This window comes from Edaphobacter dinghuensis (genome assembly GCF_014640335.1).
In the GTDB taxonomy this organism is placed as follows: domain Bacteria; phylum Acidobacteriota; class Terriglobia; order Terriglobales; family Acidobacteriaceae; genus Edaphobacter; species Edaphobacter dinghuensis.
Genome location: NZ_BMGT01000001.1, coordinates 415,313 through 430,760, shown reverse-complemented (window position 1 = coordinate 430,760; position 15,448 = coordinate 415,313). Strand labels below are relative to the sequence as shown.

Here is a 15,448-nt window from a genome sequence, read left to right as displayed (position 1 = left end):
TTTCCTTTATGGGCAACCTTATTGCGCTATGTATTCCACGTTCGTTGTAGTTGATCAAGTTTTTATGCGAATGTGGAAACTTTGCGGCAGAGCGTGTGTTCCAGTAGAGGCAGGTTAGAGGTTGTGGCCAGCACGGCACGGCTCTAAAGATTTGAGGCGGCGGCAAAGATGCCGTAACGCTATTTCCGAGGTTAAGTAGATGCGATCTTTCAGCTCAATTCGTAAGTTGGTTATGGCAGCGGCCCTGATTCTGGTTCCTGCTTCTTCTTTTGCCGGAGTGTTCATCTCTGTGAACATTGCTCCGCCGGTGTTGCCTGTTTATACGCAACCGCTTTGCCCGGGGGATGGCTACATCTGGACGCCGGGTTACTGGGCTTACGGGCCGGATGGCTACTACTGGGTTCCTGGCGTGTGGGTGCAGCCGCCGATGGTTGGCTACCTGTGGACGCCGGGCTATTGGGGCTGGGGCGGCAGCGCATTTATCTTCCACGCCGGATACTGGGGCCCGCACATCGGTTTCTACGGCGGCGTGAACTATGGCTTCGGATACACGGGACACGGATATGAAGGCGGCTACTGGAACCATGGAGTCTTCGCCTACAACCGTTCCGTAAACAACATCAACGTGACGAACGTTCACAACGTGTACAACCGCACGGTGGTCGTGAATAACTACAACCGCGTAAGCTACAACGGCGGTCACGGTGGTATCGATGCGCGGGCCACACCGCAGGAAGAGGCCGCGATGCGCGATCACCGGCTCTCGCCGACGGCCAGCCAGATTAGCCATCGCGATGCCGCGGCGCAGGATCGTGGACAGCTCGCCTCGGTCAATCACGGACGTCCGCAGGTTACGGCGATGCGCAGCGTCAACCAGCGCGCCTTCAACCAGCAGCAGCGCGTTGCCAACGGCGTACGCTCTGGCCAGATGACGGCAGGCGAGACTCGGAACATCGAGAGCCGCGAGGCCAGCATCAATCGGCAGGCTGCGAATGATCGTGCCGCGAACAACGGCCGCCTGACGCAGCAGGAGCATCAGCAGATCAACCAGCGGCAGAACAATGTCAGCCGGTCGATCAACAACGACACGCACAATGCGGCGCGGCAGCCACAGGCCCGTCCTCAAGCTCGCCCGCAGGCCCGTCCCGCGGCACATGCGGCACCGGCACGTGAGGAGCGTCGCTAAGCAAGTAGTCTGATGATGAAGTGAAGCCGCCGGCGCTGCAATGCGCCGGCGGTTTTGCGTTCGGACTCCCTATAGGGTGGGGTTGCACCTAGAATGATGGGAGTGCTGAGTCAACAACAACTCGACCAGGTGTGCGTGGTGCTGGTGCGCGCGCGCAATCCAAATAACATTGGCGCGGTGGCGAGGGCGATGCACGACTTCGGATTTCGCCATCTGCGCGTCGTAAACGAGTATGCGGTGCCCTTTGCCACGGCGCGATCTGCGGTGGACGCTTCCGACGTTGTGGCTGGCGCGATGGAGTTCGATAGCGTAGCCGCAGCGGTTGCCGATTGCACATTAGTTGTGGGCACGACTGCTGTGGGCGAGCGAGCGTTGCTGCATCCGCTGCACGCGTTGCCGGAGGCTGCGGCGGAGATCAGGGGAGCGCTGGAGCTAAAGGGGCGAGTGGCGCTGCTGTTCGGTTCGGAGAAGACGGGGCTGAGCAACGACGAGCTGAGCCATTGCCACTGGCTGCTGACGATTCCCATGAAAGAGCATGAGGATGTGCGGCACCCCTCGATGAACCTTGGCCAGGCTGCGGCGGTGTGCTTGTATGAGCTGGTGCGCGAGACGGGAGTGCATGCCGGAGTGGGCGTTGCGGCTGCGGCTGCGGCCGGTGAGGTGGAGCGGCTTAAGACGCTGCTGACCGAGGTGCTCGAAGAGACTGGCTACACGCGAAGGCATCCGGCGAACAGCGATGAGGCGCAGATAAGGCGGCTGGTCTTGCGCATGGGAGTGTCGGCGAGCGATGTGCCGGTGTGGATGGGGATTCTGCGGCAGGTGTTGTGGAAGGCGCGCGGCGCTGAGGCAGGCAAGGAATAGGTTGGGAGGGTGCTGGATGTTGGCTGGCAAGGGTTGGCTGGGAGTCGCAGTCGGATGCTGTTTGTTGGCGGGCGCAAGAGCGCAGGGAAGACAGCTTACGACGGAAGATTATGCGCGCGCAGAGAAGTTCATGGACTATAACGTCAATCCGCTGGTGCTGCACACGGTGGAAAATGTGAAGTTTATGGCGGATGGCCGCTTTTGGTATCGCGACCGTGGCGCAGATGGCGCGGAGTTTGTGGTGGTCGATCCGGTGCGTGGAACGAAGGTGACAGCGTTCGATCGCGAAAAGCTTGCAGCGGCGATGTCGGATGCGACGCAGGGAAAGATGGTGCTCGATGCGCACCATCTGGCGATCACGGATCTTGCGCTTGAGAACGATGGAAGCGTTGCGATCGTGAACATCGACAGCGAGACGATGCGCTGCGAGTTGCATGATGCCATCAAGTGCCAGGTCGTGACGGTGCCGGTGAAGGATGCGGTGGCTGCGAGATTGTTTTCTGAGAGCCACGGCGTGGCTGAGGCTGACATCTCTCCTGATGGAAAGAAGATTGCGTTCATTCGCGACTACAACCTGTGGGTTCGCGATATGACGACAGGCAAAGAGACGCAGCTGACTAAGGACGGCGTGAAGGACTTTGGCTATGCGACGGACAATGCGGGCTGGCAGCAGAGCGACAGCGCAGTGTTGGTGTGGTCGCCGGACTCGAAGAAGATCGCGACCTTTCAGCAGGACCAGCGCAAGGACGGCGAGATGTACCTGGTACCGGTGACCAACGGGCATCCGGTGTTGAGGGCTTGGAAGTATCCGCTGGTGGGTGATGCCGACGTGACGATGATCGAGCGCATGATTATCGATGTGGACAAGCGCAAGGTGATCCGGTTGAAGATGCCGCCGGACCAGCATCGGTCTACCCTGTGCGATGACGTGAGCTGCGAGCCTACGAAGACCTGGGATGACGTGCAGTGGAGCGAGGATGGAAAGCATCTCGCGTTTGTTTCGACCTCGCGCGACCATAAGCAGGAGTGGCTGCGCGTGGCCGATGCGGAGAATGGCGATGTGCGTGATGTGATGCAGGAGACGGTGGCGACGTACTTCGAGAGCGGCAACGGCAAGGTCAACTGGAAGTATCTGCCGCAGTCGAATGAGGTGTTGTGGTTCAGTGAACGCGACAACTGGGGCCAGATGTATCTATATGATCTGACGACCGGCAAGCTGAAAAATCAGATCACGCATGGCGATGGAGACGTGACGCAGGTGCTGCACGTCGATGAGAAGGCGCGGAAGATTTATTTTCTTGCCGTGGGAAAAGAGACCGGGGTCGATCCTTATTTTTCGAGCTACTACAGCGTCAACTTCGACGGTACGGGACAACAGCGGTTGACGCCGGAAGATGCAGACCATGCGGTGACCTCGTCGCCTGATGGCCGCTACTTTGTCGATGTTTACTCAACGCCGACCGCGCCGCAGGTGTCAGTGGTGCGAGACAGCGACGGCAAGCTGATCAGCAACGTAGCGAAGCAGGATATTACGCGGCTGCTGGCGGCAGGCTGGGTTGCGCCGACGCCGATTACGGTGAAGGCTCGCGATGGCAAGACTGATCTCTATGGCTTGATGTTCAAGCCGACGAACTTTGATGCGTCGAAAAAATATCCGATTGTGAACCATGTCTATCCTGGGCCGCAGACGGGTTCGTGCGGCAGCCGGGCCTTTGCCGCGGCGCACCGTGACGATCAATCGCTGGCAGAGCTTGGGTTTGTAGTGGTGTGCATTGATGGCATGGGAACGCCGTCGCGGTCGAAGGCGTTTCACGATTTCTACTATGGCAATCTTGGCGACGACACGATTCCCGATCAGATGGCGGGGATGAAGGAGCTTGCGGCTAAGTATTCGTTCATCGACATCGACCGCGCTGGAATCTATGGTCACTCAGGCGGCGGCAATGCGACGGTGTCGGCAATGTTTCACTATCCCGACTTCTTCAAGGTGGGCATCGCGGAGAGTGGCAATCATGACAATCGTGACTACGAGGACGACTGGGCGGAGAAGTGGGCGGGGCTTGAAGTGAAGCACGCCGATGGAACCAGCAACTACGACAGCCAGGCCAATCAGAACTATGCGAAGAATCTGAAGGGGCATCTGTTGCTGGTGCATGGAACGATGGACAACAATGTGCCGATGAATAACACGCTGCTAGTTGTTGATGCGCTGATCAAGGCGAACAAGGACTTCGATCTGCTGTTGATTCCGAATGTGGCGCACGCCTATGGCGAGGCCGATCTCTACATGACGCGGCGACGGTGGGATTACTTTGTGCGCTATCTTGCAGGCGATGTGCCGCCGCATGAGTATCAGATGAAGTCGTATGCCGCGGCGCAGGCTGCGCTTGCTTTGGGGAAATAGCAGCACGTAGAGAGATGAGTGACACAAGGCCCATGTTCCAGAAGCGGGACATGGGCCTTGTGCGGCTTTGTGATGGTATTTGCTGCTACTTGCTATTCGACGATCTTGCCGTCAGCAGAAGTGGCGGGTTTGTTATCAGGATCGGTACCAGTGACCTGCCATCCGTTGTCGGTATTGGTCAGGGTGGTATGGCCGACCTGCGGGCCGCTCACGTCAGCGTGGAGTTGGGGATAGGCATTCTGGGTTTCGGCGGCGGTGGCCCAGGCGGGTGCATCAGCCAAGGTGTAGTGATAGGTGATCTGCGTGGTGGCGCCGACCGCAGAGCTTGCAGGCGTAGAGCTGTCGATGCTGGTCACCTTGCGATGGCCATAGCAGAAGTTGCCGTAGCCGGGCTGCTGCACGTCGACGGTCCAAAGCGAGCGGCCTTTGCCGGAGAGGTCGTAGTTGTTGACCGGTTTGCTGGAGATGATCAGCTTGGTCTTTTCGACGGTGGTGCGCTCGAGCATTCCCTGATCGACGAGGGCGTCGTAGGGTGTGGTCTTGCTGGTGTCGGAGACGTCAGCTTGGACGGGAAACTTCATTGAATCGGGCCAAAGGCAGGCAGGATGCGCACTGTAGTAAGTGTCGATGGCGTTTTTGAAGTTCATGTTGTTGTCGACCTTCTTATTGCAGCCGGTGGCCATCAGCACAACTGCGCCGCACAAGGCCGCTGCATGCATGGTGGAACGAATGGTGCGCAGATTCATTAAGCAGTCTCCTCTTTCCCAAGTTCTTATGTGGGATGCAGAAGAATGGTCGTGCGTCTTATGGTGATGGGGTTGCCTCAGGGCCGGGCTTTTCTATGTGTGCTGTCTAATTTTTTTACATGTAGTCGACGCCGTACTGCACGGGGATCTGCGTGAAGGCAATGCGCGTCGGTGCGGATTCGCGTGCGGGCAGCATCCCGGCGAAGTGCAGCGTGGTGTGGCCGTACTTGAGGTTGAGCTTGTCCATGGTGGCGGAGAGCTCGGCGCGGTTGTTGGGATCGACGAAGAGCTCTGTCTGATATTCATTCTCAGGAATGAGATTGCGCAGCGTGACGCCGACGAAGAAAGGCCGCTGAAACTCCGCACCTTGTGGGCGCTGGCTCCATATGCCGCGCAGCACTTCGAGCAGCGTCAGGGTGTCGCGGCAGTCGCGGAAGCGTGCCTCCATGCCCCAGCCGGAGTGAGTGAGGCCGCTGAAGTGGCGCTTGGCCTTGATGCGCGCAGCCTGCTCTTTGGTGAGGGAGAAGCGTATCGTCACCGCCATGGAGCCGGTGTAGAAGTTTTCCATGCGAAGACGCATCGCTGCTTTGTGCAGCAATTTATGTGCGACGGCCCATGCGCCTTCCGGCGTGCGGAACTCGGGCGCCATCACGTGGGAGTGGCCCAGCGATTTTTGTATGCCGCTGCTGACGGGTGCGCCGTCGTCGCCGCTCTCTGCGCCGCGCAGCCAATGGTAGAGGCGGTCGCCCCAGACGCTGTCCCAGAGCTTGTGCATGCCATTGCGATCGAGCGCGAGAAGCTGCTCCATCGTGGTGATGCCCTTCGCGTTGAGGCGTGCTTCGGTTCGTGCGCCTACGCCGGGCAGGTCGCGCAGTTCGAGGTGAGCGATGGCGCGAGGCAGTTGCGATGGCAGCAGACCGATGAGGCCGTCGGGCTTCTGCATATCGCTGGCAATCTTGGCGAGGTAGCGGTTGGGAGCCATCCCAATAGAGCAGCGCAGCGCCTCGCCGACATTCTTGTAGATCGACTGCTTGATCTCGAGCGCGATCTTTCTCGCTCGAGGCGGCTCCTGCTCGCGGCCCATTAGCTCGCAGGACATCTCATCGATGGAAGGTGTGTGAGCGACCGGGCAGACCAGTTCTACCGCCTTGGCAATGCGTGCGGAGTAGTCGGAGTAGACTGCATGATCTCCTTCGATCAGCACAATGTCCGGGCAGATGCGTTTGGCTTCGCCTACCTGCGTGCCGGTCTTGATCTTCAGTCTCTTTGCCTCGTAGCTTGCAGCGATGCAGCAGGTCGTGTCCGCCATTGTGGGGACGACGGCGAGCGGGCGACCGCGATACTCCGGGTGCAACTGCTGCTCGACCGACGCGAAGAAGCTGTTCAGATCGACGTGCAGGAAGGTGAAGCGATCGGGTTGGGGTGGAAAAGCCATCGACCAGTTATGTCTATTATATTCGCTTTATATTCGCTTCTCGCGGCTAGCGTCTCGGTTTAGAGAGATGCGGAAATACGTCTTGGAGCTATCTGTAAGGACTGCTGATTGAGAGGTGCCGCTGCTAGAATCGCTCTTCTATGGGCCATTCCGATCAATCTGTCGCATCGCCTGCTGCTAAATCAGGATTGCATCAATCCAAACTCGCCGAGCTTGCCGTGCGCCACGCAATTGCCGAGGAGGGCGGAGGCGTGGAGCGGCGCGAGCGTGAGCGCAAGGCGGGCAAACTCTCTGCGCGAGAGCGCGTCGAGTTTTTGTTGGACGAAGGCACGTTTGAAGAGACCGATAAGTTTGTTACGCATCGCGCGACCGATTTTGGCATGGACGCGCAGCGCGTTCCCGGCGATGGATTTATCACCGGCTATGGGCGCGTGCAGGGGCGTGTGGTCTTTGTCTTCGCGCAGGACTTCACCGTCTTTGGCGGTTCGCTGTCGGAGGCGAACGCCGCGAAGATCGTCAAGATCATGGACATGGCGATGAAGGTAGGAGCACCGATTGTTGGGTTAAACGATTCGGGCGGCGCGCGCATTCAGGAAGGCGTCGTCTCGTTGGCTGGTTATACGGACATCTTTCTGCGCAATACGCTCGCTAGCGGAGTGGTGCCGCAGATCTCGGCCATACTGGGACCGTGCGCAGGCGGGGCGGTGTATTCGCCTGCGATTACAGACTTCACTTTGATGACGGAGAAGACGAGCTACATGTTTGTCACCGGGCCGGATGTCATCAAGACCGTAACGCATGAAGACGTGACCAAGGACGCTCTGGGCGGCGCAGTGACGCACAACGAGATCTCCGGCGTGGCGCACTTTATGGCGCACGACGATCAGGAGTGCCTTGCGATGGTGCGTGAGCTGTTGGGTTTTCTACCGTCGAACAACCTCGATGACCCTCCGCGCAAGATGACGCAGGACGATGCTGCGCGCGCCGATGTTGCGCTCGACAGTATCGTTCCCGAAGAGAGCAATCAGCCGTATGACATGGTCGATGTCATCTCGCGTGTGGTCGATGATGGCTATTTCTTTCAGGTGCAGGAGCACTTTGCACGGAATATCGTCGTCGGTTTTGCACGAATGGCGGGACGGTCTGTGGGAATTGTGGCTAATCAACCGGCGTACCTTGCCGGTGTGCTCGACATTGACGCCAGCGTGAAGGGTGCGCGGTTTGTGCGGTTCTGCGATGCCTTCAACATTCCGCTGATTACGTTTGAGGATGTGCCTGGCTTTTTGCCGGGCATTCAGCAGGAGCATGGCGGCATCATTCGTCATGGCGCAAAGCTGTTGTATGCGTTTGCCGAGGCGACGGTGCCGAAGCTGACGGTGATTACGCGCAAGGCCTATGGCGGAGCGTATTGCGTGATGAGCTCGAAGCATCTTCGCACCGATGTAAATCTTGCGTGGCCGACGGCGGAGATTGCCGTGATGGGGCCGGAGGGCGCGGTCAATATCGTCTACAAGCGCGAGCTGGACGCTACGCTGCGCCGTGCTGAAGCGGTCATGCCGCAGGGCGTCTCTCTCAGCGAGGAGCAGAAGCTCGAGGTTCTGGCCGAGGCGCGTAAAGAGAAGGTGGAGGACTTTCGCGAGCGGTTTGCCAATCCTTATGTCGCGGCGGAGCGCGGATATATCGATGCTGTGATTCGGCCCAGCGAGACGCGACGGCGTCTGAACTCCGCGCTTGATATGCTGGCGACGAAACGAGATAAAAACCCCGCCAAAAAACACGGGAACATACCGCTGTGAAGTCGGTCAGAGCGGTCGATGCCGAGCACTATCGTTGGGGCGATGGCTGCGACGGCTGGTATCTCGTTCGCACGGATGAGCTGAACATTATTGAAGAGAAGATGCCGCCGGGTGCGAGCGAGCGGCGTCATTTTCATATGCGAGCGCGCCAGTTTTTCTATGTGCTTGAAGGAGAGCTGACGATGGAGGTCGAGCGCGAAGAGTTTGTGCTGCGTGTGGGGGAGGGAGTCGAGGTTGCTCCAGGAAGGGTGCACCAGGTGTTCAACCGGAGCGGGAGGAGCGCACGTTTTCTGGTGACGAGCCAGCCGCCGAGCCACGGTGATCGCGTGGAACGGGCCGATTGAGCCCTGCTCCAGCGCGATAAAAGATGGGATGAAAAAGAGCGTTGATAAGTTCAGCGCTCTTCTTCAACTGACTTTCAGTCCACCTTGAGGTTGAAGTGAAAGGCATTTCGGCTCTCGAAGGAGCTAATGTTCTTGGTTTTGCTCTTCTTGCCGTTGCTCTCGGCCCACAGCTCGTAGTCGGTGTTTTGCGAGAGCTGGCCGAAGCGATAGGTGCCGTCGGCGCCTGTGATCTTGCTCATCACCGAAAGGGTATGGTCATCCTTGAGATAGACGACGGCTCCTTTGAGAGGAGCGTCCGACTTGTCAACAACCTTGCCGTCGATGGTGCGCTGCACGGGGCCGCGGTTCTGCGCAACGGAGATCTGAGGCAGCACCAGACAGCATGACGCAGCCAGACAAGTAGCCAGGGTCATTCTGCCGGTAAGGGAACGGAGCGAAAGACGAGTACGCTTCATAGGCATCAGTATACGGCTTACTCTTTGACGGAGCAGACGTTACTCATCTTCCTCATCCAGCATCGGGGCCGAATCTTCGTCGTCGTAGCCGGAGTCATCGATAGGGGCAAGCTCCAGCGGATCGACCGATACGACTTCGAGATCGAGACCGCACTCGTCGCATTGCAACGTCTCGCCTTCTTCTACCTCATCGGTATCGATGACAATCGGGTTATCGCATTCGGGACATACAACAGCCATGGTCGGAGCCTCCGGGGGTTTGGGCCTGCTGCTCGCCTATACGATGTAGGAGCGGTGCACGCAGACGCATCAATCTTCTATTTAGCGGTCATCCGGCGCGTTCGTCAAGCACGTGTTTTTGCCACGGTTTCCGATTGAGCATTTGATCGCCAATCGTACAGGTTTCCATTGCGGGAAGCCTGACGCAATCGGTTAGACGATGGAAACGCTCGCACGGTATTCGTGTTGAAATAGAGATATAGATTCGATGGCTCGTCCCGGCCCCATGTCGTTAGCGCTACCGCCCTTTGCAGGGGCGACACGCCGTCTCGTCTTTGCCAACCTCATCGCCTTCTTTGGCTTTGCGGTATTCGGATGGGCGGCGCCTCGGCCCATCGGCATCCTGCTCGGGCATCTCGCGCTGGTTCCCGCTGCCGTCTTTCGCGGCGAGGTCTGGCAGCTGTTTACCTATGGCTTTCTGCCGATGGGAATTCTGGGCACGCTCTTCGCCATGCTGACGCTGTGGTTTATCGGCGCGTACCTCGAAGACCTGCGTGGCTCTCGCTGGCTGATGGAGCTTTATCTCTTCTCGACCGCTGCCGGAGGGCTGCTGGCAGCGCTGCTTACGCTGGTACATCTGTTTGGGCTTCGGCCGGAGCTGATTACGCTGGGTGCCTGGTCACCGATCTTCGCGCTGATGGTGGCCTTCTCGGTCATCGCCGGCGATCAAGAGATACTGTTCTTCTTCTTTGTCCGCATGAAGGCGAAGTACCTGGTCTGGATTTATATCGTTCTCTGCATCGCCATTCTGCTGAAAGGCGACGACCGCTTCGGAGCCCTCACCGAGCTTTCGGGTGCGTTGATGGGCTACGTGTACACAAAGTTTGCGCCGCGCCGGGGAATGGCGCTGGGCATGAGTGAGCGCTACTTCGGCGTGAGAAACGACTACTACCGCTGGAAGCGTCGCCGTGCTGCAAAGAAGTTCGAGGTTTATATGCGCAAGCAGAACCGCGAGGTTCACTTCGACAAGGATGGCCGCTATATCGATCCCGATGAGCTGCGCAAAGATCCCAACGACAAGCGCTGGATGAACTAATCGCAGCAACAGAGAGGCCACTCCATTGCGGAGTGGCCTCTCTTGTTTAAATGCATCTCCGGTTAGGTGCGTGTGACGGTTCGCAGGTGCAGCTCGCGCATCTGCTGGTCGCTCACGGGAGTCGGCGCATCGACCATCAGGTCAATCGCCTTTGCCGTCTTCGGGAAGGCGATGACTTCGCGCAGGCTGCTTGCTCCGGCAAGGATCATCACGATGCGGTCGAGGCCCAGCGCAATGCCGCCGTGTGGAGGCGTGCCGTACTCCAGCGCGTCGAGGAAGAAGCCGAAACGCTCCTTTGCCTCGGCATCGGTCATGCCGAGCGAGCGGAAGATCTCTGCCTGTACATCCTGCCGGTGGATACGGATCGAACCCGAGCCAAGCTCCGTGCCGTTCAGAACGATGTCGTAAGCCAGCGCACGAACCGCGCCCTTGTCGTTGGTCAGGCGGCCCGCCTTGATGTCCTCTTCATGCGGCGACGTGAAGGGATGGTGCGCTGCGTTCCACACTTTCGCCTCTTCGTCCCACTCGTACATCGGGAAGTCTGTGACCCAGGCAAATTTGTAGTCGGCCTCGGTACCGGTCTTGGCAAAGCGGCCATGCTTGTCCGCAAACTTCTGCGCCAGTTGCAGACGCAGCGCGCCGACGCGCTTGTAGATCCACTGCGGATCGTGGTTCCACTTCGCCGGTGTTCCCAGCTTTGGCGTCACCACGACGAGCAGGTCATCGGGCGCAGCAGACAGCTTCGTCTCAACCGCCTCGGCCAGCGGAGCGAACGTCGCGTTCGTCTTCAGCCGGACGACATCCAGCAGATCAAGCCCGCTGTCGCCGAAGCCGCCGCGAACCTCTTCCTGCAAGCCCTTTCGTGCGGTGCCGCTCAACGTGCCAACGTTGGGGATGACAAACCCAAGCACGGGCAGGCCCTGCTCAATCTTCAGCGTCTCGCGCAGCTCTGGCGTCAGCTCATCGCTCAGCGAGACCATCGCTGGCAGGCGCATGTCCGGCTTGTCGATGCCGTAGTTCTTGATCGCTTCGTCATACGTCATCTGCACAAACGGAGTCGTCAGCGCGATGCCAGCGGCCTTGAAGGCGGCGGTCAGAAATCCTTCGACGACATGGAAGATCGTCTCCTGCTGCGGGAACGTCATCTCGAGGTCGATCTGCGTGAACTCCGGCTGGCGATCTGCGCGAAGATCTTCGTCGCGGAAGCAGCGCGCGACCTGGAAGTAGCGGTCGAAGCCAGAGATCATCAGGATCTGCTTGAAGATCTGCGGCGACTGCGGCAGCGCGTAAAAGCTGCCCGCATGAACGCGGCTGGGAACGAGATAATCGCGTGCGCCCTCGGGCGTCGAGCGCGTCATAAACGGCGTCTCGATCTCGAGAAATCCCTGCTCGACAAGATAGTTGCGAATGGCCATCGCTACCTTGCTGCGCAGCTCGAAGTTGTGCTGCATCTCCGTGCGCCGCAGGTCGAGATAGCGATACTTCAGCCGCACCTCTTCGTTGCCGATCGCATCTTCCGCAGGAGAGAACGGAGGCGTCTTCGACTCGTTCAGCAGCAGCAGCTCGTGCGCGACGACCTCAATGCCGCCGGTCGCCATGTTCGGATTCTCGAGGCCAGCCTCGCGCCGCCGTACCTTGCCCTTCACCGCGACAACGTACTCCGACCGCGCTGCCTCAGCCTTGGCATGGGCCTCGCCCGAGATCTCTTTGTCCAGCACCACCTGCGTGATGCCGGTGCGGTCGCGCACATCGAGAAAGATCAGGTTGCCGTGGTCGCGCCGACGGTTCACCCATCCCATCAGGACAACGTCCTGGCCATCCTGCTCTACACGAAGCTCTCCGCACTTGTGCGTGCGCTGCAAATTCCCTAGAAAATCAAGCACTGTAATTCCCTTGCTAGTGATATCGGTGGCGGAACGCAGCTCACCGGATTTTTTGTTATCTGCTCATCAAATCTGCCGCAATCTACCGGCGCAAAGCCTCGGCCAGCTCACTGCGCGGAACCTTCGTCTGCTCGCCAGCCGCAAAGTCCTTCACTGTCAGAATACCGGACGCAAGCTCGTCCTCGCCGAGAATGACCATCCGCCGCGCCAGTTTGTCCGCCGCCTCGAACGACTTCTTCAGGCGAAAGGCTCCATCGCCGACCTCGACCGAAAGCCCAGCCCGCCGCAGCTCCTGCGCCAGCCGCAGCGCCTCGGCATTGCGCTCCACGCCCATTGGCGCGATGAATATGTCCATTTTCTGGACTGCCGCTTCTTCCGCCTGCGCCTGCAACGTCAAAATCAGACGGTCCTCGCCGATGGCAAAGCCAATTCCCGGAGCCTTCGGCCCGCCCAGCATCTCGCTCAGACCGTCGTAGCGTCCGCCGCCCAGCAGGGCGTTCTGCGTGCCCAGCCCGCTGCCATCGGGCACGGTGAACTCAAAGGTCGTGCGCGTGTAGTAGTCCAGCCCGCGCACCAGCCTCGGCTCGACGGTGTACGCCACGCCGCAGGCATCGAGCGCCGCCTTTACCTGCTCAAAGTGCTCCCGTGAAGCGTCGTCGAGATAATCGGCAATCTTCGGCAGCCCGTTGATGATCTCCTGATCGTTCGGGTCCTTCGAGTCCAGCACTCGCAGCGGATTGGTCTCCGCCCGCCGCTGATTGTCCTCGCACATCAGGTGCTTCACCGGAGCCAGCGCCTCACGCAGCGCGGCAACATATCGCGGCCTGTCCTTCGAAGAACCGACCGAGTTCAAAGCCAGCCGCCAGCCCTTGATGCCAAGCTCATCCAGAAGGGTAGCCAGCATCTCCAGCACCTCGGCGTCGCGCAACGCGCTGTCGGAGCCAGACCACGCCGGTCCCAGCACCTCCGCGCCGATCTGCCAGAACTGCCGGTACCGTCCCCGCTGCGGCCGCTCGCGGCGAAACTGCGGTCCTATATAGAAGAGCTTCTGCAGCATCCCCGTATCGGCCATCTTGTGCTCGATATAGGCGCGAACCACACCAGCCGTATTCTCAGGCCGCAGGGTCAGGCTTTGGCCGCGATCACTGTCAGCCCGTCCGCGGTCCTCCCACGTGTACATCTCCTTGGAGACGATATCCGTCTCCTCGCCCACGCCCCGCGCAAACAGCTCCGTCGCCTCAAAGATCGGCGTCCGAATCTCACCAAAGCCATAACGAGCGAAGACCGCCCGTGCTGTAGCCTCCACCCGGTTCCACAACGCCGTCTCCGGCGGCAACAGGTCCCGTGTCCCGCGCACTGCTTTCAAAATTGCCATTGTTCTTTAAGTGTAACGAATCTGCCACTTCCGCGAGATAAGGAGCCAATCTCTCCCTGAGCTGGTTCTGGCACGTATTTTTTCCTCTTCCTGCGGCTTGACATATTCCTAAATGGGAATATATTGACCTCATGGCAACGATGGAACGGGCAGGGAGGTAGTCATGTGTCCCTTTTGCATAAGCACAGCGGTATGGATTGCGGCAGGTGTTGTCTCGACGGGCGGCGTTTCTGCGCTTACCGTAACGAAACTATGGAACAAAAAAGCGCGTGAGCGCCAACAAGGAGAGGGAGGAAGCAATGATCAGTAATGAGCAGACCGCAGCGATGAAGAAACCTCCGGTAGTGTCGGCGGAGCAATGGCAGAAGGCGTGGGAGGAGATGCTGGTCAAAGAGAAGGCGCACACTCGCTCACGCGACGCGCTGGCGGCAGAGCGGCGGCGGATGCCGTGGCTTGCGGTCGAGAAAGATTATGTCTTCGAAGGCGCGCAGGGGAAGGTCTCGCTGCTCGATCTCTTTGAAGGCCGACGGCAGCTTGTGCTCTATCGCGCCTTCTACGATTCAGACGTCTACGGCTGGCCCGACCATGCATGTGTCGGTTGCTCGCTGGGCGCGGACCAGGTCTCGCACCTCTCGCACCTGCACGCGCGAAACACCACGCTGGCCTATGCCTCGCGCGGATCGCAGGAAAACATTGCCCGTTTAAAACAGCGCATGGGCTGGGAGAGAATTCCCTGGTACACCATTACCGACGACTTCGATAAGGACTTCGGCGTGGACCAGTGGCACGGGCACAACGTCTTCTTCCGCGACGAAAACGACAAGATCTTCCGCACGTACTTCATCAACAACCGTGGCGATGAAGTCATGGGCAGCGTGTGGAATTACCTGGATGTCACGCCGCTGGGACGACAGGAGGATTGGGAGGATTCTCCGGAGGGCTATCCGCAGACGCCTCGCTACAAGTGGTGGCGGTGGCACGATGCTTATGGCAGCGAGGACGCCGGACTGACCAAAACGATTGAGAAGGGCATGGAGCTCCTAAACCTGTAATTTCGCCAGGTGCGTCGCATCTGTGGAAGAGTGCGGATTGCTCCCGGCAAGTTGTCGGGAGCAATTGATTCGCTATTTTTCAGCCAGATAAATCGCCGTGTAGTCGAGATAGTTCTGGGCATACTTCAGGATCAGCTTGCGATCTTCATCGCCAAGGGTGCGGCGAATTTTGCCCGGAACGCCTGCTACCAGTGAGTTCGGCGGAATCACCATCTGCTCCGGAATCACCGCTCCGGCGGCGATGATGCTGCCCTCGCCGATGCGGGCGTTATTCAGGATCGTTGCGCCAATGCCCACCAGCACTGCGTCTTCGAGCACGCATCCATGCACGGTAGCATTGTGGCCGATCGTCACCATCTCGCCCACAATGACCGGATACAGATTCCGCATCCCGTGCAGCACTGCGCAATCCTGCACGTTGCTCTTCGCGCCGATGCGGATGGAGTTCACGTCGCCGCGCACAACGGCGTTCATCCATATACTCGCCTGCTCGCCCAGAACGACATCGCCGATCACCTGTGCCGAGACGTCGACGTAGCAACTGCTCGGCACGGTGGGCGTAATTCCCTGATAACTGCGGATCATGCAGCGATTCT

Annotated in this window: 14 protein-coding genes; 7 read left to right on the top strand and 7 right to left on the bottom strand. The window is 59.2% G+C overall.

Annotation, left to right across the window (positions count from 1 at the left end):
• The first annotated feature begins 232 nt into the window (after positions 1 to 232).
• From IEW09_RS01675 to IEW09_RS01665, 3 genes are all read left to right on the top strand, one after another.
• A complete protein-coding gene (locus tag IEW09_RS01675; protein WP_229739010.1) occupies positions 233 to 1,186 on the top strand; it encodes a YXWGXW repeat-containing protein in 954 nt (317 codons plus the stop codon).
• Positions 1,187 to 1,288: 102 nt separating this feature from the next.
• A complete protein-coding gene (locus IEW09_RS01670) occupies positions 1,289 to 2,047 on the top strand; it encodes an RNA methyltransferase (RefSeq protein ID WP_229739009.1) in 759 nt (252 codons plus the stop codon).
• A 16-nt stretch (positions 2,048 to 2,063) separates the two neighbouring features.
• A complete protein-coding gene (locus IEW09_RS01665; protein WP_373282779.1) occupies positions 2,064 to 4,451 on the top strand; it encodes a S9 family peptidase in 2,388 nt (795 codons plus the stop codon).
• A gap of 92 nt (positions 4,452 to 4,543) precedes the next feature.
• On the opposite strand, the gene IEW09_RS01660 is transcribed toward IEW09_RS01665, so the two are convergent.
• Positions 4,544 to 5,197, bottom strand: a complete 654-nt coding sequence (locus IEW09_RS01660; RefSeq protein WP_229739008.1) for an SEN1982 family lipoprotein — start codon at positions 5,195 to 5,197, stop codon at positions 4,544 to 4,546.
• A 115-nt stretch (positions 5,198 to 5,312) separates the two neighbouring features.
• A complete protein-coding gene (locus tag IEW09_RS01655; RefSeq protein ID WP_188552422.1) occupies positions 5,313 to 6,632 on the bottom strand; it encodes a Y-family DNA polymerase in 1,320 nt (439 codons plus the stop codon).
• Positions 6,633 to 6,772: 140 nt separating this feature from the next.
• Between IEW09_RS01655 and IEW09_RS01650 the strand changes: the two genes are divergently transcribed.
• Entirely contained in the window at positions 6,773 to 8,428 is a 1,656-nt protein-coding gene (locus IEW09_RS01650) for an acyl-CoA carboxylase subunit beta (RefSeq protein ID WP_188552421.1), read from the top strand.
• Positions 8,425 to 8,772, top strand: a complete 348-nt coding sequence (locus IEW09_RS01645; RefSeq protein ID WP_229739007.1) for a cupin domain-containing protein — start codon at positions 8,425 to 8,427, stop codon at positions 8,770 to 8,772. Before IEW09_RS01650 ends, IEW09_RS01645 begins: the two co-directional genes overlap by 4 nt.
• Positions 8,773 to 8,846: 74 nt before the next feature.
• On the opposite strand, the gene IEW09_RS01640 is transcribed toward IEW09_RS01645, so the two are convergent.
• Both IEW09_RS01640 and IEW09_RS01635 read right to left on the bottom strand, forming a co-directional pair.
• Entirely contained in the window at positions 8,847 to 9,227 is a 381-nt protein-coding gene (locus IEW09_RS01640; protein WP_188552420.1) for a carboxypeptidase-like regulatory domain-containing protein, read from the bottom strand.
• A 39-nt stretch (positions 9,228 to 9,266) separates the two neighbouring features.
• Complete coding sequence (locus IEW09_RS01635; protein ID WP_188552419.1) at positions 9,267 to 9,467, bottom strand: hypothetical protein; 201 nt, start codon at positions 9,465 to 9,467, stop codon at positions 9,267 to 9,269.
• A 247-nt stretch (positions 9,468 to 9,714) separates the two neighbouring features.
• On the opposite strand from IEW09_RS01635, the gene IEW09_RS01630 reads away from it, so the two are divergent.
• Positions 9,715 to 10,542, top strand: a complete 828-nt coding sequence (locus IEW09_RS01630) for a rhomboid family intramembrane serine protease (protein WP_188552418.1) — start codon at positions 9,715 to 9,717, stop codon at positions 10,540 to 10,542.
• A gap of 62 nt (positions 10,543 to 10,604) precedes the next feature.
• Here the strand turns inward: IEW09_RS01630 and aspS are convergent, their stop codons facing one another.
• Complete coding sequence (gene aspS / locus IEW09_RS01625) at positions 10,605 to 12,425, bottom strand: aspartate--tRNA ligase (protein WP_188552417.1); 1,821 nt, start codon at positions 12,423 to 12,425, stop codon at positions 10,605 to 10,607.
• A gap of 82 nt (positions 12,426 to 12,507) precedes the next feature.
• Positions 12,508 to 13,800 carry a histidine--tRNA ligase gene (gene hisS, locus IEW09_RS01620; protein WP_188552416.1) on the bottom strand — a complete coding sequence of 431 codons (1,293 nt, stop codon included), beginning with the start codon at positions 13,798 to 13,800 and terminating at the stop codon, positions 12,508 to 12,510.
• A 299-nt stretch (positions 13,801 to 14,099) separates the two neighbouring features.
• On the opposite strand from hisS, the gene IEW09_RS01615 reads away from it, so the two are divergent.
• Positions 14,100 to 14,852, top strand: a complete 753-nt coding sequence (locus tag IEW09_RS01615; protein WP_188552415.1) for a DUF899 domain-containing protein — start codon at positions 14,100 to 14,102, stop codon at positions 14,850 to 14,852.
• 72 nt (positions 14,853 to 14,924) lie between these two features.
• Here the strand turns inward: IEW09_RS01615 and IEW09_RS01610 are convergent, their stop codons facing one another.
• Entirely contained in the window at positions 14,925 to 15,437 is a 513-nt protein-coding gene (locus IEW09_RS01610; protein ID WP_188552414.1) for a gamma carbonic anhydrase family protein, read from the bottom strand.
• Between the last annotated feature and the right edge of the window lie 11 nt (positions 15,438 to 15,448).